Annotated in this window: 22 protein-coding genes; 3 read left to right on the forward strand and 19 right to left on the reverse strand. The window is 60.5% G+C overall.

Translation table 11 applies throughout. The annotated features are described in order from the left end of the window. Nucleotides 1–17: 17 nt before the first annotated feature. From tsaD to HMPREF2920_RS02010, 7 genes are read right to left on the reverse strand one after another with little or no spacing between them, the layout of a single operon-like run. Nucleotides 18–1,097 carry a tRNA (adenosine(37)-N6)-threonylcarbamoyltransferase complex transferase subunit TsaD gene (gene tsaD / locus HMPREF2920_RS01980; RefSeq protein ID WP_049170057.1) on the reverse strand — a complete coding sequence of 360 codons (1,080 nt, stop codon included), beginning with the start codon at nt 1,095–1,097 and terminating at the stop codon, nt 18–20. 58 nt (nt 1,098–1,155) lie between these two features. Beyond that, complete coding sequence (locus tag HMPREF2920_RS01985) at nt 1,156–1,584, reverse strand: hypothetical protein (RefSeq protein WP_042388422.1); 429 nt, start codon at nt 1,582–1,584, stop codon at nt 1,156–1,158. A gap of 55 nt (nt 1,585–1,639) precedes the next feature. Continuing rightward, a complete protein-coding gene (locus HMPREF2920_RS01990) occupies nt 1,640–3,376 on the reverse strand; it encodes a pyruvate dehydrogenase (protein WP_070853981.1) in 1,737 nt (578 codons plus the stop codon). Nucleotides 3,377–3,414: 38 nt separating this feature from the next. Further along, nucleotides 3,415–3,894, reverse strand: coding sequence for a ribosomal protein S18-alanine N-acetyltransferase (rimI, locus tag HMPREF2920_RS01995; RefSeq protein ID WP_016422111.1), 480 nt, complete (start codon nt 3,892–3,894; stop codon nt 3,415–3,417). Then, nucleotides 3,891–4,541 (reverse strand): tRNA (adenosine(37)-N6)-threonylcarbamoyltransferase complex dimerization subunit type 1 TsaB, encoded by a 651-nt coding sequence (gene tsaB / locus HMPREF2920_RS02000; RefSeq protein ID WP_049169958.1) that lies wholly within the window; start codon nt 4,539–4,541, stop codon nt 3,891–3,893. The genes rimI and tsaB overlap by 4 nt, the downstream gene beginning before the upstream one ends. Before the next feature lie 30 nt (nt 4,542–4,571). Beyond that, on the reverse strand, nt 4,572–6,185 hold the full coding sequence (gene alr / locus HMPREF2920_RS02005) for an alanine racemase (RefSeq protein WP_070601239.1): 1,614 nt from the start codon (nt 6,183–6,185) through the stop codon (nt 4,572–4,574). Then, nucleotides 6,182–7,852: a bifunctional ADP-dependent NAD(P)H-hydrate dehydratase/NAD(P)H-hydrate epimerase gene (locus tag HMPREF2920_RS02010; RefSeq protein ID WP_016422108.1), complete on the reverse strand. Its 1,671-nt coding sequence runs from the start codon at nt 7,850–7,852 to the stop codon at nt 6,182–6,184. The genes alr and HMPREF2920_RS02010 overlap by 4 nt, the downstream gene beginning before the upstream one ends. 24 nt (nt 7,853–7,876) lie before the next feature. Between HMPREF2920_RS02010 and HMPREF2920_RS02015 the strand changes: the two genes are divergently transcribed. Together HMPREF2920_RS02015 and HMPREF2920_RS02020 are read left to right on the forward strand one after the other, a co-directional pair. Then, entirely contained in the window at nt 7,877–8,938 is a 1,062-nt protein-coding gene (locus tag HMPREF2920_RS02015) for an esterase/lipase family protein (protein WP_070601242.1), read from the forward strand. Between the two features lie 218 nt (nt 8,939–9,156). Then, the gene (locus HMPREF2920_RS02020; protein ID WP_070601244.1) at nt 9,157–10,509 is read left to right on the forward strand and encodes an HNH endonuclease signature motif containing protein; all 1,353 of its coding nucleotides are present in this window, start codon (nt 9,157–9,159) and stop codon (nt 10,507–10,509) included. On the opposite strand, the gene glmS is transcribed toward HMPREF2920_RS02020, so the two are convergent. Beyond that, on the reverse strand, nt 10,492–12,366 hold the full coding sequence (gene glmS / locus HMPREF2920_RS02025; RefSeq protein WP_049190374.1) for a glutamine--fructose-6-phosphate transaminase (isomerizing): 1,875 nt from the start codon (nt 12,364–12,366) through the stop codon (nt 10,492–10,494). The two genes, HMPREF2920_RS02020 and glmS, sit on opposite strands and share 18 nt — an antisense overlap. A gap of 111 nt (nt 12,367–12,477) precedes the next feature. On the opposite strand from glmS, the gene HMPREF2920_RS02030 reads away from it, so the two are divergent. After that, complete coding sequence (locus HMPREF2920_RS02030) at nt 12,478–13,329, forward strand: dienelactone hydrolase family protein (RefSeq protein WP_049169967.1); 852 nt, start codon at nt 12,478–12,480, stop codon at nt 13,327–13,329. A gap of 15 nt (nt 13,330–13,344) precedes the next feature. Here HMPREF2920_RS02030 and HMPREF2920_RS02035 read toward each other — a convergent pair whose 3' ends face one another. From HMPREF2920_RS02035 to HMPREF2920_RS02085, 11 genes are all read right to left on the reverse strand, one after another. After that, on the reverse strand, nt 13,345–13,626 hold the full coding sequence (locus tag HMPREF2920_RS02035; protein ID WP_049190377.1) for a hypothetical protein: 282 nt from the start codon (nt 13,624–13,626) through the stop codon (nt 13,345–13,347). After that, nucleotides 13,616–14,833: a hypothetical protein gene (locus HMPREF2920_RS02040; protein ID WP_246821091.1), complete on the reverse strand. Its 1,218-nt coding sequence runs from the start codon at nt 14,831–14,833 to the stop codon at nt 13,616–13,618. The genes HMPREF2920_RS02035 and HMPREF2920_RS02040 overlap by 11 nt, the downstream gene beginning before the upstream one ends. Beyond that, the gene (locus HMPREF2920_RS02045; RefSeq protein WP_070601246.1) at nt 14,833–15,168 is read right to left on the reverse strand and encodes a hypothetical protein; all 336 of its coding nucleotides are present in this window, start codon (nt 15,166–15,168) and stop codon (nt 14,833–14,835) included. Before HMPREF2920_RS02045 ends, HMPREF2920_RS02040 begins: the two co-directional genes overlap by 1 nt. A gap of 98 nt (nt 15,169–15,266) precedes the next feature. Further along, entirely contained in the window at nt 15,267–16,457 is a 1,191-nt protein-coding gene (locus tag HMPREF2920_RS02050) for a hydroxymethylglutaryl-CoA synthase (RefSeq protein WP_070601248.1), read from the reverse strand. 207 nt (nt 16,458–16,664) lie between these two features. Beyond that, nucleotides 16,665–17,720 carry a hydroxymethylglutaryl-CoA reductase gene (locus HMPREF2920_RS02055; protein WP_049190384.1) on the reverse strand — a complete coding sequence of 352 codons (1,056 nt, stop codon included), beginning with the start codon at nt 17,718–17,720 and terminating at the stop codon, nt 16,665–16,667. A 93-nt stretch (nt 17,721–17,813) separates the two neighbouring features. Continuing rightward, nucleotides 17,814–18,899: a phosphomevalonate kinase gene (locus HMPREF2920_RS02060; RefSeq protein WP_070438132.1), complete on the reverse strand. Its 1,086-nt coding sequence runs from the start codon at nt 18,897–18,899 to the stop codon at nt 17,814–17,816. Nucleotides 18,900–18,911: 12 nt separating this feature from the next. Then, nucleotides 18,912–19,889 carry a diphosphomevalonate decarboxylase gene (mvaD, locus tag HMPREF2920_RS02065; RefSeq protein ID WP_048731502.1) on the reverse strand — a complete coding sequence of 326 codons (978 nt, stop codon included), beginning with the start codon at nt 19,887–19,889 and terminating at the stop codon, nt 18,912–18,914. Further along, on the reverse strand, nt 19,886–20,911 hold the full coding sequence (gene mvk, locus HMPREF2920_RS02070; protein ID WP_241482029.1) for a mevalonate kinase: 1,026 nt from the start codon (nt 20,909–20,911) through the stop codon (nt 19,886–19,888). The genes mvaD and mvk overlap by 4 nt, the downstream gene beginning before the upstream one ends. 4 nt (nt 20,912–20,915) lie before the next feature. Next, nucleotides 20,916–21,572 carry an isopentenyl-diphosphate Delta-isomerase gene (gene idi / locus HMPREF2920_RS02075; protein ID WP_016422095.1) on the reverse strand — a complete coding sequence of 219 codons (657 nt, stop codon included), beginning with the start codon at nt 21,570–21,572 and terminating at the stop codon, nt 20,916–20,918. 16 nt (nt 21,573–21,588) lie between these two features. Continuing rightward, the gene (gene glmM, locus HMPREF2920_RS02080; RefSeq protein ID WP_016422094.1) at nt 21,589–22,932 is read right to left on the reverse strand and encodes a phosphoglucosamine mutase; all 1,344 of its coding nucleotides are present in this window, start codon (nt 22,930–22,932) and stop codon (nt 21,589–21,591) included. Nucleotides 22,933–23,034: 102 nt separating this feature from the next. Further along, complete coding sequence (locus tag HMPREF2920_RS02085) at nt 23,035–24,723, reverse strand: VanW family protein (RefSeq protein WP_042389147.1); 1,689 nt, start codon at nt 24,721–24,723, stop codon at nt 23,035–23,037. Between the last annotated feature and the right edge of the window lie 41 nt (nt 24,724–24,764).

The raw sequence follows: 24,764 nt of genomic DNA on the forward strand, positions 1-24,764 counted from the left end.
CGAGGGGCAATCACTGCTTATTGCATTACAGGATCTTCCACAGGCATGGAGGGGTCGGTCGGGCAGGCGTAGCCAGAGGGCTTGACCCCCGCGGCAATGAGGTAGGCGGCAGCTGCGCCAATCATGACACCGTTGTCGGTGCACAGCTTAATCGGTGGCACGTGCAGCGTAATTCCTGCCGAGGTAGCTCGCGCCGCTGCGAGTTCACGCAACCTCGAGTTCGCAGCCACACCACCACCGAGCAGCAGCGTAGTGGCCCCCACATCCTGAGCTGCGCGAACGGCCTTCTTGGTCAATACATCGCAGACCGCCTCCTGGAAGGAAGCACAGACGTCCTCTACGGAGTATTCACGACCTTCCTTCTCTGCCGCTTCGACATAGCGGGCCACGGCGGTTTTCAAGCCGGAGAAGGAGAAGTCATGGCGCGCATCCTGCTGGCGCATCATGGCGCGAGGAAACGCGATGGCCTTGCGATTTCCCTGCTTAGCCAACTTATCGATAATCGGGCCGCCCGGGTAACCCAACCCAAGCAACCTCGAAACCTTGTCGTATGCCTCTCCGGCTGCGTCGTCAAGCGTCGATCCGAGCTCCTCCATCGGACGACCAACCCCCTGCACGCGCAGCAGCTGCGTGTGCCCGCCGGAAACCAAGAGCGCCACTGCGTTGGATAGATCCGCGCCGTCGAGAGCTCCGACAGCAACGTGGCCACCAAGGTGATTAATGCCGTAGAAAGGCACACCCCAGGCGGCGGCATAAGCCTTCGCGCCTGCCGAACCGACCAGCAGCGCACCGGCGAGACCGGGTCCCACGGTAGCGGCGACGGCATCTGGGATAAAAGTATCGATACCGAGCTTGGCAGCTGCTTGCGCGCGCGCCTCGGAGACTACTGGCTGCAGGGCTTCCAAATGAGCGCGGGAAGCAATCTCCGGGACCACACCACCGAAGCGGGCGTGCTGTTCCATGGAGGATGCGACGACGTCGGCAAGCACTTCCACCTCGGGAATGGCGGGGGCGCTGGTGTCGGTGTCGTCGTAGCGCACACGCATCACTGCAGCGCCAGTCTCATCGCAGGAACTCTCGATTGCCAGCAGGGTCAACTCGGTCATAGCAGTCATGGTACTAGCGCACCACCGGGTCGCTTACCAGCGACCGAGTTTAAATTTCGAGGCGACCGAGGTTCCGCACAGCGGCACGCCAGAGAGCGTATTCCTCTGGGTAGTCATCGCGGTAGTGGCGCACGGCGCGCATACCGTGCTTAATACGCTCGATTTCCTCGTCGCCGATATCCTTGCCCTCGGCGTCGACAAATACGACCGTTCCGCAAATTGCGGTGGTGGGGTCGGTAAAGAAAGCCGAGTTGCCCGTAGCAGCCTCATTGCGGCCGAGGGACGCGACCGGATTCGGTTCAGCGCCCTCAGCCTTGGCCGTCGGGTTGTAGAGAGCGGCGTAATCGGCGCCGTCTTCCTGAAACGCCACCGAAACACGGTCGGAGGAAACTCCGCCGAGGAATGTAGCAGCGGCCTCCAACTCAAATTCGACGATGCGATGCGTCAGGTCAGGGTTCACCAGAAAACCTTTAATCATGGAAACAGAGGTACCGCACCGCACCCGCTCCCGCATCTCGAGAGCGCTACCCCCACTATGGCCGCGGGATGTTGCGGAGGTTCGACCGTGCCATGTTGATCATCTGACCAACGCCGCCGCCGAAGACGGTGCGAGTAGCGGCCTTGGAGAATCCCATCAGCATGTCCCAGGTGATGTTTGCCGGGATGGACAGGGCATTCGGGTCGGTGATCATATCCACCAGCACCGGACCGTCGTATGCCAGCGCCTCTTGAATCAGGCGAGGCGCATCGGCCGAATCTTCAATTCGGATGGCCTTGATACCCAACGACTCTGCGACTCCGGCGTAGTCCACTGCGTCGTGGTCGGTCTCGTGCTCCGGCAGCCCCTGAACCAGCATTTCCAGCTTGACCATGCCGAGCGAGGAGTTGTTGAACACAAACATCTTGATGGGCAGCTGCTCCTGCTTCACGGTGATGAGCTCACCGAGCAGCATTGACAGGCCACCGTCACCGTTGAAGGTAATGACCTGACGGTCCCGGTCAGCAGCCTGCACACCAACGGCCTGCGAAAGTGCATTGGCCATAGTGCCGTGACGGAAAGAACCAATCTGCTCTCGCTTGCCATTCGGCGTGACGTAGCGTGCAGCCCAGACATTGCCCATGCCGGTATCCACGGTGAAGACGGCATCGTCATCGGCGTACTTATCAATCAGGTCGGCCACATACTCCGGGTGAATCGGTCGCATGTTCTCAACGTCGTGGGTGTATGCCTCGATGACGTGGCTGAGCAGGCGCTCGTGGTTCCGCAGCTGCTTGTCCAGGAAGGAACGGTCAGTCTTTTCATCCAGGTGCGGCAGGATGGTTTCAATCGTGGCAGCCACATCGCCGACGACTGGGTACTTCACCGTGGTACGACGACCGATGGCACGACCATCGATATCGACCTGGGCGACGTTCTTGGTCGGCAGGAAGTCGTTGTACGGGAAGTCAGTACCGAGCAGAATCAACAGATCAGCATCGTTGGAGGCATCGTGGCAGGCGCCGTAGCCCAGCAGGCCGGACATGCCGACGTCATAGGGGTTGTCGTACTGGATGTACATCTTGCCACCCAGCGCATGTCCCACCGGCGACTTAATCTTCTCCGCAAGCTTGAGCACCTGTTCGCGGGCGTCCTTCACACCTGCGCCACAGAAAAGCGTGACGGTTTTAGCCTCGTTGATTGCGTCGGCAAGCGCGGCGGCCTGGCCGGCGTCAGGGAATACGACTGGGCGACCGCTGCTGATAGTGGAGGTGACGAACTCATCATTTTCCACTTCATGCGTTGTAATGTCGCCCGGCAGAACCAGCACGGAAACACCGTGGCCAGTCATGGTCGACTGGATAGCGTGATGCAAAACGACGCCACCCTGCTCAGCGGAGTTGACCATCTCGCAGTAACCGGAGCACTCGTTGAAGATGAACTCCGGATGGGTCTCCTGGAAGAAGTTCGAGCCAATCTGGCGGGAAGGAATGTGCGATGCCAGCGCCAGCACCTTTGCGCCGTTGCGGTGGGAGTCATACAGGCCCTGAATGAGGTGGGTATTACCCGGGCCACAGGAGGCCGCACACACTGCTAATTCGCCGGTGACCAGGGACTCCGCGCCGGCGGCGAAGGCGGCAGCCTCTTCGTTGCGAACGTGCACCCACTCAATGGAGGACTCGCGCACAGCGTCGACAATGGGGTTCAAACTATCTCCAACGAGTCCGAAGATTCGCTTGACACCCTGCTTCTCTAGGGTTTCTACGAGCTGTTTTGCAAAGGTTTTAGCCATGTGCCTGGTTTAACGCAGATTAGTCAATACGTCAACATCTAGCTGGCCAACTCAGGCCGACACATCGTGTACGCATCCGCCCCAGAGCCCGGATAATAGTTCTTTCGCAGCCCCATATTTTCGAAGCCATAGCGCCGATACATGGCGATTGCGGGTTCGTTATCTGTGCGAACTTCCAAAAACACCGGGCCCGAATCCTCCGCCACAGCTGCCATCAGCGCGTCCATCAGCTGCGTCCCAAAGCCCCGGCGCTGCCACTTCTTCCCCACCCCGATGGTGTGAATCTCGTACTCGGCGGCACCCGCAGGCCCCAGCTTGGTAATCCCCGCATAGCCGCACAGTTCTTCGTCCTCGTCTACATCTGCAATCAGCCCGACGTAGAAATTGTTCGGCGCGGCCAGCTCGGCCATAAAGGCCGATTCCGACCAGGGATCGTCGCCGGCAAATAGCTCCGCCTCAATCGCCGCACACGCCTTGGCCGCAGGAGGTCCGAGACGCACTAGCTTGACGACGCTCATCTCATAGCCTTCGGGACAACGGCATCCGGACGGCGCAAGTACAGCGGCACCAGTGGGCCCGGCGCGGAGTCAAAGTCGACCGCTTCAACCATGGCTGTCGGAGTGGGAAAGACTTGTTCGGCAGCAACCTCAAGCCCGGCAATTTGCTCGATGTGGCTGAGACTGCCGCGGGCCTGGCTCGGCGCGAAGTCGGCGGCTTCTGCTGCAAGTTCTTCCTTGAGCAGCTCCATGACGTCGGCTGGCTTGGCCACTCCCGGGCCGAAAACTCGCTGGCCATCGCGGTAGGCGGCGAAGTACACCTCGCGGCGGCGGGCATCGGTGACGACCAGTTCATCGCCAACGCCACCCGCGAGCGCATCCAGGCTGCAGATGCCGTAGCAGGGAATTCCCAGAGCGTCGGCGAAGGAGGCTGCGGTGGCCATACCAACGCGCAAGCCCGTAAACGGCCCCGGCCCACAGCCGACAACCACGGCATCTAGCTCGGTTGCCGCCACCCCACTGTCAGTGAGGCACTGCTGAATCAGCGGCACCAGCACCTCGTTGTGCGCACGGGCATCCAGGTGCAGCTTTTCGGCCACGGTTTCACCATCGCGGACAATTCCCGCGGTGACCTGTGGAGTCGATGTGTCAACGGCCAAAATGTTCATACTCAGTAACCTACTTGAACCGACTTGAAGCTACTTGCTCCACTTCCAGGTGACGACGCGGGTATCGTCGTCACGCGAACGATCGATGCTCACCTGCAGATAGCGCTCGGAGAGCACCTCGGCGAGCCCCATTCCCCACTCGGCGACCACGACGCTGTCCTCGAGGTCGGTGTCCAGATCGAGTGAATCCAGCGCATCGAAGGCCTCGCCATCGGAGCCGGGCCCCTCTTCGCCAAAGAGTCGATAAGCGTCGACGTGGATGAGGGTGACGCCACCTTTTGCGAGCGGACGGTGCTCGCGGGCGATTGTGAACGTCGGCGACGTCACGCGACCGCGCACATTCATGCCGCGGGCGATGCCCTGCGTGAGAGTGGTCTTACCCGCGCCGAGTGGGCCATCGAGAATCACCAGATCCCCAGCTGCCAACTCCCGGCCAATCTCCTCGCCGAGGTCACGCATGTCCTCTGCGGTTGGCGCGAGCCGGCTGCGCACCCACTTTCGCTCGCTACGCCCCTTCGGTGCGGTGAGGATTTCGTAGTTAATGGTGCCGGATGCCTCCGCGAGGTCATCGAGACCGGGCTCCCCCAGTGTGGGATCACCGACGATAACCGCAGTGTCGCCGGCCTCGACTTCGGTGTCGGGCCCCAGGTCGACGACGAATTGATCCATACACACGCGCCCTACCTGCGGATAGCGCGTGCCATTGATGCTGACCTCGAAATGCCCGGAGGCCGAGCGCATCATACCGTCGGCGTAGCCACAGGGCACGATGCCGATGGTGGTATCGCGGTCAGCTGTCCACGTCTGTCCGTAGGACACCGACTGCCCCGCCGGCAGCTTCTTGACCAATATGACCGACGCTTCCCACCTCATCGCCGGACGCAATCCATGGGTGATCCCCACAATTGGCTCGCCACCATAAATCGCCAGCCCTGGACGCACCATATCGAAGGCCAGGTCAGGACGTGACAACGATGCCGGCGAATTCGCCGCATGGTTAATCAGCTCGTCCAGCCCCGCCTCACGCAGTGCCGCAATCGCAGCACAGAAATTCTGTGCCTGCTTATCGACGCTCTCGTGGCCCGGCTCATCCGCGCACGCAAAGTGCGTGAAAGCACCGGTGACGTTCAGAGCACCGGTCTTGTGCAGCTCAACCAGCTGAGCGACCGCATGCTCAAAGTCCCCATTGGCCATAGAGAATCCCGAGCGCCCCAAGCCCGTATCGACCATCACCGTCACACGTGGTGTCACCGACAGCGCCCGCCCGGCATTGGCCACGGCCAGCGCATGAACCATCGACGGCAGACCGAGGTCAATATCTGCAGCCACAGCTCGCTGCACCAACGAGGTGGCCGCTGCGTCCCAGATCCAGGCAAGGATGGGGATGGCGTGGCCGTCGTCAAGCGTGGCGCGGAGTTCCTCGCGGAGGGAGAGCGCCTCGTCGATTGTTGCGACACCGAGCTGCGTTGCCCCGCCGGCCAGCGCGGCACGCGCGGTCTGCAGCGCACCCTGCGAGTAGCCGTCCGCCTTGACGACGGCCATGAATTCCGACACCCCTGCGATGGCCTTGACGGTCTTCACATTGTGGGTGATCGCGTCGAGATTAACGGTATGGGTCAGGATGGCTGGTGCCGAGGAAGTCATAGCCGTATTTTGCCACTGCTTCCTTCGTTGGTGAACCATGCGGTGGCATCTCGGATGGATTCGGCGATGTCCTGGGCGCTGCAGGGTGCTGGTCCGAACTCTGTCTGCGCGGCCAAAAATGCGGCGCGCGCATGAATAATTGCTGGTAGATAGAGGGCTTCGCCACGCGCTACCCAGGCGCCGAGGAGCCCGGACAGTACATCGCCAGAGCCCGGCGTGGCTGCCCAGGAGCTACCCGCGTCAATCACGACTGTGCGCTGCGTTGTCGGATTGACCATCACAGTGCGGCGTCCCTTGAGCAACACTTCGGAGGAGAACTGCTCGGCAAGTTCACGCGCATCTGCGATGGGGTTAGTGACCTCGTGCCCGGTCAGGCGCTCGAATTCACCGGCGTGCGGCGTGAGAACAGTGCGCAGGTTGCGCTCCTGGCCGCGCTCACGAACGAGCTGTCGGATGTCCTCATGCTTCGACAGCAGTGTCAGTGCGTCAGCGTCGATGACCACTGGTTTGTCAGTGGCCAGAATGTCTCGCAGTTCCTCGGCGGCTTTCTCATCAGTGCCCCGACCGGGACCGACGACCCAGGCATCGACGCGTACCTCTTTGCGATCCACCGAGTCCTGCTGCGTAATGACCGTCGGCAAGGCTGCGGTGATGCGGTTACGTGCGGCCGCGTCGCCGACATAGATGACCGCGGGACTGGTCGCATGCACGGCAGCGGTGACGCACAGCTGACCTGCGCCGGGATACGCCTCGCTACCGGCGGCGATTCCTGTAACTCCAGTGGAGTACTTGTGGTCTGCAGCACCGGGTTCGAGCGGGGTCATCGCGCCAAGTGGTGCCGGAAAGCTCCCGCCTAGGGCTTCGTAGAACTCCACGGTCGGAGTCTGGTGGTGGACGGCATTGTAGGTACCGTTTTCATAGAGCGTCTGCCCCAGTCCTGGAAGTTCGAGGGAGAAGGCATCGAGCGCAATTTCGTGTAATTCGACGGTGCCACAGGATTCGGACAGCGAGTGCGCGTAGCGCAGACCGCCGAAAGTCACCGTTGTCGTGGCCTCGACGTGAGATGGCAAGTACGGGTTCTGTCCCTCCTCCAAATCAGGGTCTGGATTGATGGTCTGGGCAGGCGGGTCAAAAGTACGCCCAGTATCGGCTTCTACGCCGCTCGGCACATCAACCGCGAGAATGGGAACTTTGCCCAACCGCGCTTCGCGCACCAACCACGCGGCCTCTTCACGCAGCGCGCCGTGACCTCCGAGCCCCACGATGCCGTCGATGATCAGTGCGTAGTCTTCACTAATCGACCACAGAATCTTCGATAAATCCGTCTCCCGGTCACACCCCAACGGCAGCACCCGCCCACCTGCGAGTTCAAAAGCTTTCAGTGCCCGCTCGTGTGGCTTCGAGCCCAGCAAAACCGCATCCACGCCATGCCCATCCGAGGACAAGTTTCGGCCAGCATAGAGTGCATCGCCACCATTGCCTCCCGATCCGACCAACAGCAGCACGCGACCGCGACCAGGCTCCGGAGATGCCTCTGAGAGCATCCGCTCCGCCACCTCCGACACAGCGGCGGCTGCGTGGCGCATGAGTTCGTCGTCACGCGTTTGTGCGTCCAGATAGGGCTGTTCCGCGGCGCGAATTTCGGCAGCTGTGTAGCAGTACGTCATAAACCCAGCCTACGATTAGCCCCTATGGATGACTACTCCCCGAGCACGCGAGTTTTCGGCCCTCTACTGCGCGCCTTTCCCCAGGCATACCTGCGCTCGTTGCGTCATCCCGAATGGATCCCCCACGGCGTGCAGGACGTTCGCGAAATCCTCGACGGCAAAGTCACTCCTGAACTGGACAGATACAACGGTCGCACACCAATTGTCCTGGTTCACGGCACCTGGATGAACTCGTTCAACTCCTTCGCCATGTTGGGGCCGTTCCTCGCCCGGAATCGCCCCGTATTCTCACTCGATTACGGCTCCGACCCCGCCGCGCTGGTCAGCCGTCTCCGTAGCGTCAAAGCCACCACCGATTTGAGCGATGCGCTCGCTGAAGTCACCGACCTTCTCGACCGCTTCCGTGCCCACCTCTCCCTACCCCGCATCGACCTCATCGGTCATTCCCAGGGCGGTCTACACTGCCGCAGCTACGCCAACGCGAGCATCGATTCGCTTTACGACGAAGCTCTGAACCGTGGCCTCAACGAAGAAGCAGCCGAGCAGTACGCCTCCGACAACAGCCCCGTGCGGGCAGTCATCTCTCTTGCGGGAAACCACCGAGGCACTACTGCGTGGGGCATGCGCCGAAGGCTCAGTGCCCTTGAGCGATGCGGCCTACCGATGCACAAACTCGTCGACCGCCTTGTCGGCCGTGCCTGCATTCAACAGCTGCTGGACTCTGACTACATTGCGACTCTGAACCGCGCAGCGCGTGGCATTACCCGACGTGGTCCGCACTACCTGAATATCGGCACCCCTTTTGACACCGTGGTTCGCCCGTGGACCGGCGCCTTTTTGCCCGAACAAGAGGGTCACCACATTACGAACGTCAACAATGCCACTGGCGGTGGCGACTGGTCTGATCACCTCGCACTGCTCTACTCCCCCAATACGCTCGAACGCATTCACGAGTTCTTGGAGGAACTGGATGGCGCTGAAGCTGGTGATGTTCCGCATCATCCGCGACAGCGAGTCCTGCCTTTGTACGGCGCCCTGCCGAGGGGCCTCGGACGGAGGAGGCTCGGACGGAGGGGCCGGATCTAATTCAGCACAGAATTTTAGAACATATTTCCAGAATTCTATTGACAGTTTTTCAAACAGGTGTACGATTTGGGTTGTAGGGAAAATTTGTAAGCGAAAGTTCTTTGTCCGGTGCACAGGGGTTGGCGGGACTGGTTGACACAGCCTCTCCATGCTTCTCTCCACCACAGAACTCAATCTTCAATTCTCCGGCGGACACGTAGTAATCAGGGGGATAACCAATGTCATCGTCGCCCACAGAACTTCCAGCACCAGGTCAAAAGCCCTCATGGGCCAACCAGCAATCCGACGACCCGATTAGCAGCGCGGCCCGTGCCATCAACGCCGCAGACCTTCAACTGATCGATATCTGCGCTCCCGGTGAGGAGGTCGATGTCAATCACCATCTTGCCCGCATAAGCATTCGAACCGGCCTTAGCCGCGGCAAGTGTTCTACGCTGTGCGAAATTGCGCTGATGTTCGAACGCCTACCAAAAGTCCGGGCTCTCATCGAATCCACCTTCTGTTTCTCGTTAGCCCATCTCCGCGCCATCGCCAATGGCGTTGCCGGGCTGTCACCAGATCAGTTCGACACGGTAGAGCCCCATCTTTTGGAAATGCTCACTCCGACGCGACCTCGACAAGCAATGGTTGGTGTCTACACGCTGTCTCGTCTAATCGGCGACTTGGTTTCTGAGTACAACGACTGCGCCCGCAACGACGGCACCCAACGGGTTCCAGAAGGCGAAGCGGTCGCACTCTCCGACACGGGCGATGGCAAGCACAAAAAGGTCACAGCAATCCTTGAAAACGACCGCGCGACCGAGCTCATGGCCAGGATTCAGGGGATTCGCAACACAGCAATCAATCGTGGTGAACAGTGCACGCAGGCGGAAGCGCTACTACAGCTGGCACAGAAATCGACCAATGCCGAGATTGTCATCAATGTCTACCGCGAGGTCGGCGGTGGGCCAGCATGGATTGATGGCGTCGGCTGGTTGAGCGAGGTAGCCACCGAAGAATGGCTTGCCCGCGCAACCCACATCCGTATCTCCGCCGACAGCAAGGTGGATGGTTACCGCCCCACCGAGAGCCAGGTGGCTCGCGTCCGTGGGCGTGACGGTACCTGCCGCTTCCCCGGCTGCGACGTCCCGGCAGCCAAGTGCGACCTGGACCATATTCAGCCGTACAACCACGACAATCCCAAGCAGGGCGGGCCGACTGACACTGAGAATCTGCACTGTCTCTGCCGCCGACACCACAATCTAAAAACGCACGAGGGCTGGGATATCGACAGATACCCCGACGGAACAGAAGTGTGGACTTCCCGTAATGGGGACACCGCGACTAGCGTTCCGGTTGGGCCGCTAAAGAACGTCGGCAAGCAAACTTTTCATCAGCGTGTGACACGGAAGATGAAGACGATTCAGAAACGCAACCTCGATTGGATGTTGTCATTTTGCCATGTATCCGATGAGGTCTGGGACCTATCCGAGGAAGAAGCAAAACGCATCGAGTCCCTCACGGATGAAGAACTCGATGCGGAGATTGAGCAGTACCGACGAAAGCAGGACGAACTACTCGACGGTGACTGACTTAGCCAGGTTGCGCGGCTTATCGATGTCCTCGTTACCGCACTGGCGAGCAATCTCAGCTGCCAGGAACTGCATTGGAATCGTAGACAACAGCGGCTGGAGCAGCGTGGAGGTCTCCGGGATCTCAATCAGGTAGTTCGCAAAAGGAACCACCGACTGATCCCCTTCTTCGGCAATCACGATGGTCTTGGCACCTCGGGCTCGAATTTCCTGGATGTTGGAGACAATCTTGGAGTGCAGCACGGCGCGCCCCTTCGGCGATGGCACTACGACGACGACCGGAAGATCATCCTCGATGAGTGCAATTGGGCCATGCTTGAGCTCGCCTGCCGGGAACCCCTCTGCGTGAATGTAGGCAAGCTCCTTGAGCTTCAGCGCACCCTCAAGTGCGACTGGGAAACCAACGTGTCGGCCGAGGAAGAGCATCGTCGGAATAGCACCGATTTCCTTGGCCATGTCGATGAACTCATCGCCCTTAGCGACGACCTTGTCAATCAGTGCCGGGATGGTCTCCAGCTCTTCAAACTCGCGAGTGACCTCATCCGGGTACTTAGTGCCGCGTGCCTGGGCCAGAGCCAATCCGACCAAGTAGTTTGCGGCAACCTGCGCCAGGAACGACTTGGTTGCAGCAACACCGATCTCCGGGCCGGCGTGCGTGTAGAGCACGGCGTCAGACTCACGCGGAATCTGTGCACCGTTGGTGTTACAGACAGCCAGCACGCGGGCGCCCTGGCTCTTTGCGTGTCGCACGGCCTCAAGGGTGTCAGCAGTCTCGCCCGACTGCGAAATAGCGACCACCAGCGTCTGGCGGTCCAGCACCGGATCGCGGTAGCGGAACTCGGACGCGACCTCAATCTCGACCGGGATACGAACCCAGTGCTCAATGGCGTACTTGGCCAACAAACCGGAGTGGTATGCGGTACCACAGGCGACGACGAAGACCTTCTCGATGTCACGCAGATCTTGGTCACTCAGGCGGGACTCGTCGAGAACGATGCGGCCGTCAACGAGGTGACCGGCCAACGTATCGCGGACGGCGGCAGCCTGCTCGTGGATTTCCTTCATCATGAAGGAGTCATAGCCACCCTTTTCGGCTGCGGCGAGATCCCAGTCGATGGTGAATGGTCGACCCTGCTGCTCGTTGCCGGCGAAATCCAGGATGCGGTAATCATCTGCGGTGATGATGACGACGTTGTCCTGACCCAGCTCCACGGCCTCGCGGGTGTGTGCGATGAAAGCCGCAACATCGGAGCCGAGGAACATTTCGTTTTCGCCCACACCGACAATCAGCGGAGTGGAGCGACGAGCAGCGATGATGCGGTCCGGGTGGTCTGCATGAGTAAACAGCAGCGTAAAAGCACCCTCGAGGCGGTTGAGCACGGACAGCGCAGAGGCCTCGAAATCACCAGCGGTAGATCCGCCGTCGGAACCGTCCAGGGCACGGGCGAGCATGTGCGCGGCGACCTCGGAGTCGGTTTCGGACTTCAGCTCAATGCCGGCATCCTCCAGCTCCTGACGTAGCGGAGCAAAGTTCTCGATAATGCCGTTGTGGACGATAGCCACCTTGCCGTCATAGGACTGGTGTGGGTGGGCATTCTCATCAATTGGGCGACCGTGGGTAGCCCAGCGGGTGTGCCCAATTCCGGTGGTTCCAGTGATTTTGTCGCGCCCATCCGCATCAAGGGCAGCCTCGAGGTTGGCGAGTTTACCGGCCTTCTTCTCTACAGTGATATGCCCCTGATCGTCGACAATGGCAACCCCCGCGGAGTCATAGCCACGGTATTCCATGCGTCGTAGCGCATCGACAGCAATATCCAGGGCGGGCTGATGGCCCACATATCCAACGATTCCACACATGTCCTACAGAATAACCCGCGAAGCGGAAAATCGTCATAACGAAATAGACATTCTCGCTCATCCTGGCACTTTTTCAGCAAAGGTATGCACCTTATAGTTAAGCTATTCACTGTGGCTGACAACTTGAAGACTCTGACATCTAATCTTTCCAAGCGTGGACCGCACCGCGTCATGGTCGGTGATCTCGCTTTTACTGGCCTGCCGGGAAAGGTCTACACGCCTGCCGAGGGCAATGGCATCCCCGGTATCGCCTTCGCACACGATTGGCGCACACCGATTGAGGAGTACCACGCCACGCTGCGTCACCTAGCTTCGTGGGGCATCGCGGTCGCTGCTCCGGACACCGAAAATGGCATCGTGGCAGATCACCGTGGTCTCGCCAACGATTTGGAGACAGCGCTCCAGATTCTCGCTGGTGTCCGCCTCGGAGAGGGCAAGGTCGTCGTCCACCCGAAGAAACTCGGCGTTGCCGGCCACGGCATGGGCGCTGGCGTAGCCGTCCTCGCCGCCGCTGGTCACGACCTCATCTCCGGCGTTGGCTGCGTCTTCCCCGCAACTACCGCGCCTTCCTCCAGCGCCGCTGCAACTAATGTCTCGGCCCCGGGCCTCGTCCTGGCCCCTGGCGAGGATCAGTGGCTCGATCGCGGTAACCCGGCTCGCCTGGCTGTTCAGTGGAAGGGCGATGTCGTTTACCGCGAAGTAGACAAGGCTGACCAGGGCAGCTTCTCGGAGACAACTCTTCTCCGTCGTCTAGCGGGCTTCTCTTCCTCCAAGGTGAAGTACCAGGAGGTTGCGCGCGCCGCACTCACAGGCTTCCTGCTGGCCACGGTCGGTGACGACAAGAAGTACTCGGATTTCGCAGACCCGACCGCCACTATCAAGGGCACAACTAACCGCGACATGGAGTGGCTCATCAAGGAGCTGCCGGAAAACCCGGAGCACTCGCTGATTCCCGGCAAGTAGTCACTAGGCCACGCTTCAGGACACGCCCCGAATCGACTTCACCGTCGGCGTCCCTTTCCCCGCCCGCCCGAACAACCGCGTAACGGTTCCCTTCGGTCGGGCGGTTTTTTGTTGCTTTTCGACGCCCGCCGCCACCTCCCTCTCCTTAATTTCGCGTGCTTTACGACGCTCCTCCAAACCCTGCAATTCTTTCTGTGCCCTCTGTACCGCCGTATCGAACTCCTGCCTAGTCATTGCAGCAGCGTCGTAATAGGCCTGCCCAATCCGGTCATATTTCGCGGCATGCTTACTCCCCATTACCACTCACCTGCCGTTGGCGAATTGACCGCGCCCACAAGCTCCTGGGCGTTGGGCTGCTCAGGGGGCTCGGGCACAGCTGAAGCAGATTCCTGCACTGATGCTGCCGAATCCTGGGCTGGTGCTGGCTGCGGCTCTGCTTGTGGTTCTGGCTGCGGTTCCGCTCGCTGTTCTTGGGTTCAGGTTCGGGCTTGGGTTCAGGTTCGGGCTTGGGTTCTGGTTCGGGTTCCGGCACACAGTCCTCCGGCGCAGGAGCTGGTGCTGGTGCTGGTGCTGGCGCAGGTGCCTGTTCGCACACTGGCTCTTCCGTCTCCGTGCACATGTCTAAGTTGAGCAGTGAGGACGCGACACTGCCTGCAACCCCGACAGCTCCCGCAATTCCAGCGATACTGGCCGCCCCGGCAGCGCCAATGGCACCTCCAACGGATATTCCAGCAGCAACGCCTGCCTCTATCCCAATATCAACGTTGGCAACGACCCCAATTCCACCAGCGGTAGCACCGTTGCCACCGGTTACAGTAGCTCCTTCGCCACTCCCAGACTCAGCCACCTCTGCACAGGCCGCCGAGGTAGCACCCGAACTGGCTGGAACAGTAGGAGGCTGCGGCGGGGTGGCGACCACCGCGGCCTCAGTGTCACACGCTGCCTGCTCAAGACACTGCTCGATGCAACTATTACGCGCATCGTAGAGCTGACCAGTGGAGTCGACGAGACTGTTACACACCTGCTGGGCCACTTGTGCGGCTTCGGCGCCGACCTCCGGATCGTCGACAAGCGCTTCGCACTGAGAGAGGATGCCGTCGGTTTGCTCAGCCATATCTTCGGCCTGCTTCTCGCAATCCTCAAGGACCTCGTCGACTTTCTTGCCGCACTCGCCGACGCTCTGCGCGCCATTGGCGGACTGCTCATCCTGATTCGCACAGTCCTGCGCAGCTTTATCGCAGCGCTCCTTGGCGGCGTCGGCGGCATCGCCTTTCAAACCGCCCCAATCGAAAGCCATAGCAATAGTTATCGCGGAGGCTATCAACCCCACGGAGTTAGAGAACTTGGACAGGGCGCTGCCCTTCCAGCCGTCAGCGCGTCGCACCTTATCCAAGACTTTGGGCAGATTCTTGCCGATGCCGCCAACCCCGCGCTTGGCTCCAATACGGCTTCCACGGCCAATAACACGCACCAATATCGGAAGAATTCGAGCAACCCATGGCATCAGTCCACTACCTCAATTCCACCGAGGTCGGCGCTCCCGGCGCTGTCACAGCCTGCAAAGACACGCCACTGTTCCCGCACTGCCGGAGCATGATTGCCAAGTCCCGCGTACATCGATTGCCCGTGCTCACGCAGCCTCGCTGCCGCCTGCTGCAGACGGCGCCCCTGGGCGGCAAAACCCTGGCCACAATCTGCTGCGGAAATATCAGGAGCGCTTCCCCACCGCTCATGGCCTTCACGGCCGCGCTGCTCAATCTCTCGGGCAGCCGAGGTCACTGCATCTTCCGAAAAGTGCAGCAAGCCTCCGCCACGGCCTCCAGTAAAACTTGCGGACACGAAAAATCCCCTTCCCCGCGAAAAACAGTTCTTATTACTGTTAGGCGCGAAAAAAGGGGATTCGGTTCCGTTGAAGTACTAGTGCGGGTGCCCCCGGGCTAACGAGCGCGGTAGATACGCTTACAACCCTCAACACCGGTGAAGCTGAAAGGACCGGTGCCAATCAGTGCGTCGTCTCCCAGGTTTGAGTACTCACCCGGATCTTCATGCGTCACCTGAGCGTGGCGGTAGTAGGTCGGATCATCGAGCTTTACGCGCTCTTCCAGTTCACGAGCATTATCTGCGGCGCGCAGCTGGGACTCGTAGCCCTCGACCACATTGCCGGTGAGGAACTCAGCAACTGAGCCTGAACCATAGGAGACAACAGCGATCTTCTTACCAGTCAGGTCCTTCTCGGTGTCCAGCAGCGAGAGCAGGCCGAAGTAGGCCGATGCTGTGTAGGAGTTACCGATGATGCGGTTGTACTCAGTGGTTGGGCCGAGCTGGCGGGCCTCGTCCTCTGCGGTGAGCTCCACACCGTTATTGGCCGACAGCTGCCGGTGCGCCTTGTAGGCCATCTTGGTAAACGGCTGGTGGTAGCTGAAGTAGTCAATCTCGCTGAAGTCCACACCGCCGCGGGCACGGTAGTCCTCGTAAGCACCCTGAACAGCGTCGATGTAAGCGCCAATAGAGAGCTTGCCCTCCACCAACGCCTGACTGCGGTGGTTCGGACGCCAGAAGTCCATAACTTCGCGGGTGAAGACGCCCGAAGCCGCATCGATGGCCAGGATGCGCGGATTAGCGGTCACCAGCATGGCCACAGCACCTGCGCCCTGGGTTGGCTCCGCAGCGGAGTCCAGGTCATAGCGGGCAATGTCGGAGGCGACAACGATGACCTTTTCCTCCGGATTGCGGGCCACCAGAGCGCACGCAAACTGCAGCGCCGCGGTACCCGAGTAGCAAGCCTGCTTCAGCTCAACAGAGCGCGCGTGCGGGTCAAGACCAACCAACTCGTGGACATAGACGGCAGCGGCCTTCGACTGGTCGATACCGGTCTCAGTGGCGAACATGATGGTGCGCACGCCGTCGATACCGTGGCGATCCACAATCTTCTTCACCGCAGTCGCGGCCATCGTCACCGGATCTTCATCAGAGGCAACCACGCTGGAGCGTTCCTGCCCCAGGCCCTTGTGATATTTTGCCGGTTCCGCTCCGAGTCGGGGCGCAATATCGGCGAGGTCAATGCAGTACGAACCCGTCGCAAAAGCGATGTCATCAATACCGACCGGGGTCACATTGCTTGTTGTCATCAAAACCGTGCCTTCACTACCTCTACAGATTTTAAGAAATAACGGGCAACGAAAACATCCCATGTCATCAGAACGACCTTCATAACGACCATCAGAGCAGTCATCAGACCACGGGATATTTTGCCCACAAAATGTTAATTGCCTACTACAGAAATCTAGCGCGTTTACCTGAGATTTGTCTTAGGTTTTGCGAATTGTTGCGACGCGCTACTTCGCACGCTCGATAGAAACGTGCGCCTCCATCAGCTCACCCGGGTTCGTCTGTGCCGCGAGCAGGGAAAGCTCACCACACCAGACGATTGCCGCGCAGCACGCTGCTAGACGACGGGCATTCTCGCCCGGCTCACGGTCCTCCTTGCAGCCCAGCGCCGTGAGATTCTTCTCCACGAAGTCCAAGCCCTTGCCGTTGCCCACGGAACCGACGATCAAATGTGGCAGGGTGCAGCTAAAGCGCACGGAGCCGTCGTCAAGCGCCTCTACCTGCGTCAGCCCCTGCGAGCCTTCGACGATATTCGCAGCGTCCTGACCGGTAGCGAGGTAAAAGCCCAGCAGCATATTGGCGTAGTGCGCATTACCGCTGCGCAGCGAACCGGCCATGATGGAGCCGACGAGGTTCTTGCGTTCGTTGAGCTCAGCCAGGCGCTTGGCAGTTGTGCGCAGACGCTCGCGGACAACCGGCTCCGGAATGACGGCCTCGGCGATCACGTACTTACCGCGGCCCAGAATGCCATTGACTGCGGAAGTCTTCTTATCGGTACAGAAGTTGCCCGAGATCGAGCCATAGCCCAACTCTGGCATCTGTTCCATCAGGTAGGACATCAAACGCTCAGACGCCAGCGTGGCCATGTTGTGGCCCGAGGCGTCACCGGAGAAGAAGTCAAAGCGGACAAAGAGAAGACGCGATGCGATCTGGAAGTGAATATCTACCAGCTTGGCAAAACGCGAGGAGGACTCCACGACCTTCTTCAGCTCGTCATAACGAGACAGGATGTTGTCGCGCGCAATGACGGCATCAGCTGCCGAGTCGAGAGTGAAAATCACCGATCGGGTCATCTTCTCACCGACGAAAGTGCAGGTAATGCCACCTTCGATCATGCGGGAGACCTTCGCACCGCGACCACACGACGGCCACAGCGGGGTCTCGTAAGTCGCCAGCGGAATCTTCACCTCGTCATTCATGACGTTGCCACTAATGCGCACCGGACCAATCCAGCTCAGCGGTACGTGTGCATATTCCAGGTCGTGCGAGCTCTTTTCAGCCATTGTCCTAAGCGACCCTTTCTAGCTGCATGCAGCTTCGGTTCCCAGCTTCTGTAAATTTCAGCTGTCTTAAATTCTACGGTCAAAAAACTGTGGTCAAAGTTGAGCGGCCAGCTTCAGCGGCAACGGCTGGATGCCAGCGGTTTGCCAGCGCGCGGTGATGTCCGCGGCAGTCTCCTCGGCATCGGCATCTTTTGAGACTCCCACCAGCGCGATTCCACAGTCACCACCACCGGAGCCACTGCTCTTGCCCGCGGCCCCCGCGCCATCGGCGATGTCGGCGAGCGCTTTCAGTTTCTCCGTCTCGATGCACACAGCACGCTCACGCTCATAGTCCTGCAGCAGCGTCCGATTCTCACGCAGGCAGGCAAACGCCGCCGTGTGGTCGCCGTCGGCAAGCGCCTGCCAGAGTCTTTCGCTTATCGACGAGACCCCGCGCACAAAATCACGGTCTGCGCCACCGGCCTTCTTCAACTGCGAGTCCGTCTTCACCGGACTGCCCGTCCAGCCGACCAACAGTTGTAGCCCACCGAGGTCGGTGCGGGCGTCAATGCGAAGATTCGGCCACGGTGCCGCCACGGCAGCGACAGGATCAGCCGCCACGAGCTCTGCGAGCGCCGTCGGATTCGGCCGGCGATAGAGCACCACCCCGCCGTGCGCGGAGCACGCGATATCGCCGCCGGAACCAGCTGCACCAGCCAGAAGCGTGGCCACCATCGCAATCTTGTACACGTCCAGTGAATCCAGCTCCAGACCCAGGTGCGTCCCCAGCGCACGAGTTACAGCCACAGCGACAGCCCCGGAGGATCCCAGGCCATACTTCGCACCACTGTCGGCGTCATCGAGGTCTGATTCAATGACGATATTTATGGGGCGCTCTGGGGTGTTTTCCAACTCGCCCGCAGCAATGCGATAGACCAGGGAAATCGTATGGGTAGCGATGTCATCTGGTGCATCGATATCAATGACGCGCCCCTGCGGGCCGTAATAGCTGGAGTACACGCGAGAGACCGGCTGCGATGGTTCGGCATCGCGGCACCGAACTGTCACATAGCGGTCGACACCTGCGATGACGGCCAGCCCCTCGACATCCATCACCGCATACTCACCAGTGAGGTACAGCTTGCCGCAGCCACGGCCGATGGACTCGCCTTCGATAGGTCCGCCTTTAGCGTTGCTCAACTACTCCCCCAGCTACACCAGGTAAGCGCCGGGGCCGGAGCCGGAAACCAGCACGTCAATATCCTCGAACTCTGCGCGGAAACGATCCGCGATGGTCTCGGCATCGCCGCTGCGGCACAGCACCTTCACGTTCGGCCCGGCATCCATGGTGGCGTAGCACTCGGTGCCCTCGTCACGCAGCGTAGCGACGAGATCGAGAGCCGCCACCGAATCCGGATTCCAGTACCGCACCGGAGGAAGAGCCCCCAGCATAGTGGCGTGCATGCGCATGGCATTGGCCTCGGCAAGCTCGCCGACCGCAGTGAAGTCCGCAGCGGCAATGGCGGCCTTCATGTCCTCGATATCACGAGGCACCTGCTCCACCCAGGCCGGGAAGAACGGTGATGTCTCGACCGTGCGACGCATGGCGGCACGGCTGTCAATCTTCTTGCGCCCCGGGGCCAAAACCGCCACGACCAGGGAGAGATCCAGGCCGGAATCCGGCAGAGCCACTGCGTGGCTGGAAGCATCGTCATCGCCGGGCAGCCACTCAACGAGGCCGCCGAAAATAGAGCGACAGGCCGAGCCCGAACCGCGACGGGCCAGAGCCGAGAGCTGTTCCGGGGTGTAGTCCAGGCCGTAGGCCTTCGCCGCGGCCAGCGCGAGAGCGCCAAAACCCGACGCGGACGAAGCCAGACCCGCACCCGTCGGAATCTCGTTGGTGCTGGTCACCTCTGCGAAGCTAGTGCTGCCCGCACGCTCGCGGACCAAATCCAAAAACTTCTGGACACGGGAGAGGTCCTTGCCCACCATCTCCTGGCCGTTCAGAGTGCCCGAGTCGGCGGTGACGCTGGGATCGTCGATAAGCGACACCGTGGTCGTCGTCGGAGCGATGCCCAGAGTAAGGGACAGCGAACCTGTGGCCGGTAGCTGCACGGCCTCATCGCGCTTGCCCCAGTATTTAATCAGAGCGATGTTGGGATGAGCGACGGCGGTAGCGGTCGTGGTCACGAGGGATTTACCTCCACAGTCCAAGTAGCAACGGCATTGGCGCCCATCATGGCATGGCTAATCAGTTCCGCGTGATCGGCGGACTCTGCCAGCGCCATCACACAGCCACCGCAACCGGCACCAGTGAGCTTTGCCCCGTGGGCACCTGCCAGTCGGGCGGCAGTGACGAGATCGGTAATGGACTCATGCCCAACACCTAGTTCCTCTAGCGCTTCCTGCGCCGAGTCCATGCGATGTCCCAGACGGGCAAAATCGCCCTTGGCCAGGTTGTGCACCGCGCCATCGGCCAGCTGCCCCAAGTGGTCCAACAACTCTTGGCCGTGGACTCGGTGGGAATCGACGAAACCACGCACGCGGGCAACGGCCAGCGACGTCGAACCACGCACACCGGTATCCCCCAGCACCAGCAACATCTTCTTGGCCACCTTCAGCGGATGGAACTCACCCTGCTTGAAGTAAACCGGACGCGATGCGCGGGCAACCGTGGCATCCAGGCCAGAGGGGTTACCGTGCGCCAGACGCTCAGCTTCCTGCACCAGGTCAAAGCGCTGACGCTCGGTCAGAGTGCCATCGGCGAGGTCACGCACTGCGTCGATAAGCGCATGTGCCACTGCGGCAGAACCACCCAGCCCTGCGGCGGGCGGGATACCAGAGCGGAGACGAACCAGCAGGTCGCGTTCGGGAATACCGAAGGTGCGCAGGCCAGCGCGGAGTGCAGCGGCGATGGAGGCAAAGCGCTCCGGCAGCTCGTCGATGTCGATGACCTCGCCGTCCATGGAAAACAGGACTGGAGAATCCTCCACGCGGTCAATCCACGCCATCGTGCGCAGCGACGTCACCGGCAGTGCGATAGCCGGCTTGCCGTAGACGACAGAGTGCTCGCCCAACAAAATCGACTTGGCATGGCCTTCACCGAATGCGGCACCCTGTTCATTGGCCAGGGCATAGAACTCCCCGGTCTCCAATTCCTCGGACTTGTCGAGGCCGAAGTCGTCGACGCTGGCGTTTTCTACGCTGGTCACGAAGCTACACATCCTTTTCCGAAACCGACTGTGCGGCAGCCTGCGCCTCTGCGGGGCCATGGATACCCGGCACACCCGCAATGTCGAAACCGTACTTGGAGAACTTCTCCGCCCCGACACCCCAGACGTGGTTAAACCACTCCGTCATCGGTTCGTTCGCGCGACGTTCTGCGAGCTCCTGCGGGGTCACGTACACCACTTCATCGACCTCATCGGGGTTGATATCCACCGACTTCGGATCGACGATGCCGGCGTACACGTGGTTGTACTCGTGCTCTGCCAATCCCGAACGATCATCGATGACCTGGTAGATAACAATGCCGATTTCCTCCAACTGGGAGACATCCGCACCGAGCTCTTCCTTCGCACGACGCTCAACGGCATCGGCCACCGGCTCCCCCGGCAGTGGGTGCGAGCAGGTCGCATTCGTCAGTAGCAGTGGTGAGTGATACTTCGACTCCGCACGGCGCTGCAGCAGCATGCGTCCCTGCTCATCGAAGAGGAAAAGAGAAAAAGCACGGTGCAAAATTCCCGGCGGAACGTGTGCTTCAAGCTTGCCGACGGTACCGAGAACCCGACCGTCACGATCGACCACCTCTACCTGGATGTCGGCTTCACCCGGGGCAAAGCGGGCTTTAATGTCCTCTGGCGCGTCATTCATTTCCACACTCCTGACTCTAGACTGCGGCCACAACCGCAGCTAACTCCCCGGCAATCTTGCGGGCCGATTCCGCATCGGCGGCCTCCACCATGACGCGGAAGAGCTCCTCGGTGCCGGACGGGCGCAACAGCACGCGACCGGTGGAACCCAGCTTCTCCTCGGCTGCATCGATGGCGGCCTTGACCTCATCAGACTCCAGAATTGCGGCCTTGTTGGACACCGGCACGTTGATAAGAGTCTGCGGCAGCACCTTCATTACGGAGGCCAGCTCAGCCAGAGACTTACCGGTGCGTGCCATCCGCGCCATGAGGTACAGACCGGTGAGGGTGCCGTCACCAGTGGTGGCGTGATCCGGAATGACCACATGCCCCGACTGCTCACCGCCGAGCGAGTAACCGCCGGCGTTCAAATCTGCCAGCACGTAGCGGTCGCCGACCTTGGTGGTACGCAGGGCGATATCGTTTTCCTCCATCGCCAGCTTGAGGCCGAGGTTACTCATCACAGTGGCCACCAGCGTGTTGTGGTGCAGTAGCCCCTCTTCCTTCATGGCGACGGCCAGGATGGCCATGATTTGGTCACCATCGACGATGTTGCCCTGCGAGTCCACAGCCAGGCAGCGGTCGGCATCGCCATCGTGAGCCAGACCCAGATCCGCGCCGTGCTCCAGCACTGCCGCGCGCAAAACCTCAATGTGGGTGGAACCGCAGTTGTCGTTGATGTTGTAGGAGTTCGGCTTGTCATGAATAGCGACGACGTCGGCACCGGCGGCCGCGTACGCCATGGGGGCGGCCTGCGAAGCAGCACCATTTGCACAATCCACTACGACGCGAATGCCGTCGAGCTTGGTGCTGACCGCACGGGAGAGGTGGAACAGGTAGCGGTCGAGCCCGTCTGGGGCCTCCTCGATGACACGCCCCACTCCGGTGCCCGTGGGGCCGGTCTCCGGCAGGTTGTGGAGAGCGTGTTCGATTTCCTTCTCCACCGCGTCGTCAAGCTTGGTGCCGCCCGCGGCGAAGAACTTGATGCCGTTGTCCGGCATGGGGTTGTGAGAAGCCGAAATCATCACACCCATGTCGGCACCGTAGTCGTCGGTGAGGAAAGCGACAGCCGGAGTGGGCAGCACGCCGACACGCAAAACGTCGACGCCCTGGGAAGCCATGCCGGCAGACAGCGCTGCGGCGAGCATCTCACCGGAGACACGCGGATCGCGGCCAACAATGGCCAGGGGACGACGCCCCGACGGATTCGTGCCGCTAGTCAGCACAGTGGCCGCAGCAGCACCCAGCCGCATTGCCAGCGGTGCGGTCAGAGTCTTATTCGCCAAACCGCGGACGCCATCAGTTCCGAAAAGACGTGCCATTGTTGCTAGACCACTCCTTGGGGGTTTTATGAGTTTTGGTATCGCGGACTATTGCATTGTCAATGCTGTATTACTTTAGCCGGTCGCGCAGGCGAATCCAGACTAGCCACAGGACACAATTGGCTGCGGGTCATAAACCGTAGTCTGAGTTTCACGCGAGATTTCCGCGCCCGAGAGGTCCCGAATAACGCGTGTATCAGAAGTGGTGAAGCCCTGCGCACCCGACGACGGCTGGCAAGAGCTGCCACTGACCTGCATACGCTGTGGTTGCGTGTATGCCCAACGGCCACCATTGATGGACTCGACGTTGACCTTCTTCACACCCTTGATGCGCACAGTGACGTCGGAACCAGTAGTAACGGCCTCGATAAGAATCGGAGTGTCGGAACTGTTCTTAAACGCTAGGTCGATTGCGCCCTCGTACACCGTCGCCTCACGGCCGGCCGGGTAACGCGAAATGTAGTAACTGTGCGGGGTGTGCGCGACATCCTCCATGCCCGCAAAGTACGAAGCATTGTACAAAGTGGTGGCGAACTGGCTAATGCCACCACCGACAGCCTTATCCGCATGGCCGTTGAGGATAATGCCCGACTCGACAAAACCCTGCGCAGTACCGCGCGGACCCGTGTAGCCGTTCAGACTGAATGTATCGCCCGGCGCCACGAATGCGCCGTTGACCATCTGCGACACCAGGGCAATGTTTGTTCCCGATGCCGAGCTGAAGCCACCGGTGGTGAACTCACCAATGACATCATCGAAGGTGGCACTTTCCGCTTGTTCGGTGGTGTAGGTGGCGGGCTTGTCCTCGTAGACCGCATCAAACTCGCGCTTATCCGTCGAAGTCACACGCTCGGCGAAGTCCTTCATAGTTTCATCCCACTTCACGGCCACGCCATCAACCGAGGGGACCACTTCACGCGCACCACCGCTAAAGCGTATCGACGCATTGCGCTTATCAACCTCGGAAGCAGCCAGCCCCTCCTCGAGGATCTCGCGTGCGCGGTCGACATTGATATCAGCGGCCAATCCGCCGTCGCGCGGCACAAAGCTGATGATTTCAGCCATGCGCTCCGGCGGAATTACACCATCTTTGCCATCACGGCCCTTGGCAACAATGGGGCCCGACACCGCATCGGCGGCCTCTCCCTCAGCTGCCTCACGGACCTGCTCCTCACCGATAGCCGGGTCGTGCGCGGTGGTCTCTACATCGATGCCCTCCGGCGACAACCACTTGGCGGCCAAATCCCCGCTGACCGCATTGCGGTCGACATCTTGGCCGATGACCGGTGGAGTTGTTTCCACGCGGCCGTCGACAAGCTTGACCTCACCATCGACGGGAGCAATAGTCAGTTCGCCGACGAGACGGTCGACCTGCGGCTCGAACTTAGAGTTATCGATATCGCTGACCAAATCCAGCTCACGGGTAGTAAAGAAACTGCGCACCCAGGTAACTGGGTTTGCCGTCTGCTTGCCCGCCTGCGCGACCGTCTTCTCCCAGTCGATGCTCAGCCCCGCCTCCTCGGGCAGAACCTCCGCCGTGCGTTCGCCGGCACGCAACGCCACTGGGTGAGTGGAAAGATCACCGAGCTGCTCTTCGAGCTTCGCCTCAGCGTGATTCGCGCTCAGCGTGCTGATGTCAATCCCCGCAACGGTAGACCCGCGCGGGACATGGTCCTTGTTCAGCACGTAATCGACAGCGTAAAACACACCGAAGAGCGCGAAGATACCGAGGACGATGCCGAGGAAAATCTTTAATCCACGGTGACTGGAGGAAGACTTTTGTTTGGCCACAGCCACTTACTTTACCGTGGAAACACTACTAACTAGATTTT

It is taken from the genome of Corynebacterium sp. HMSC075F02, assembly GCF_001838335.1.
Taxonomy (GTDB): Bacteria; Actinomycetota; Actinomycetes; order Mycobacteriales; family Mycobacteriaceae; genus Corynebacterium; species Corynebacterium jeikeium_D.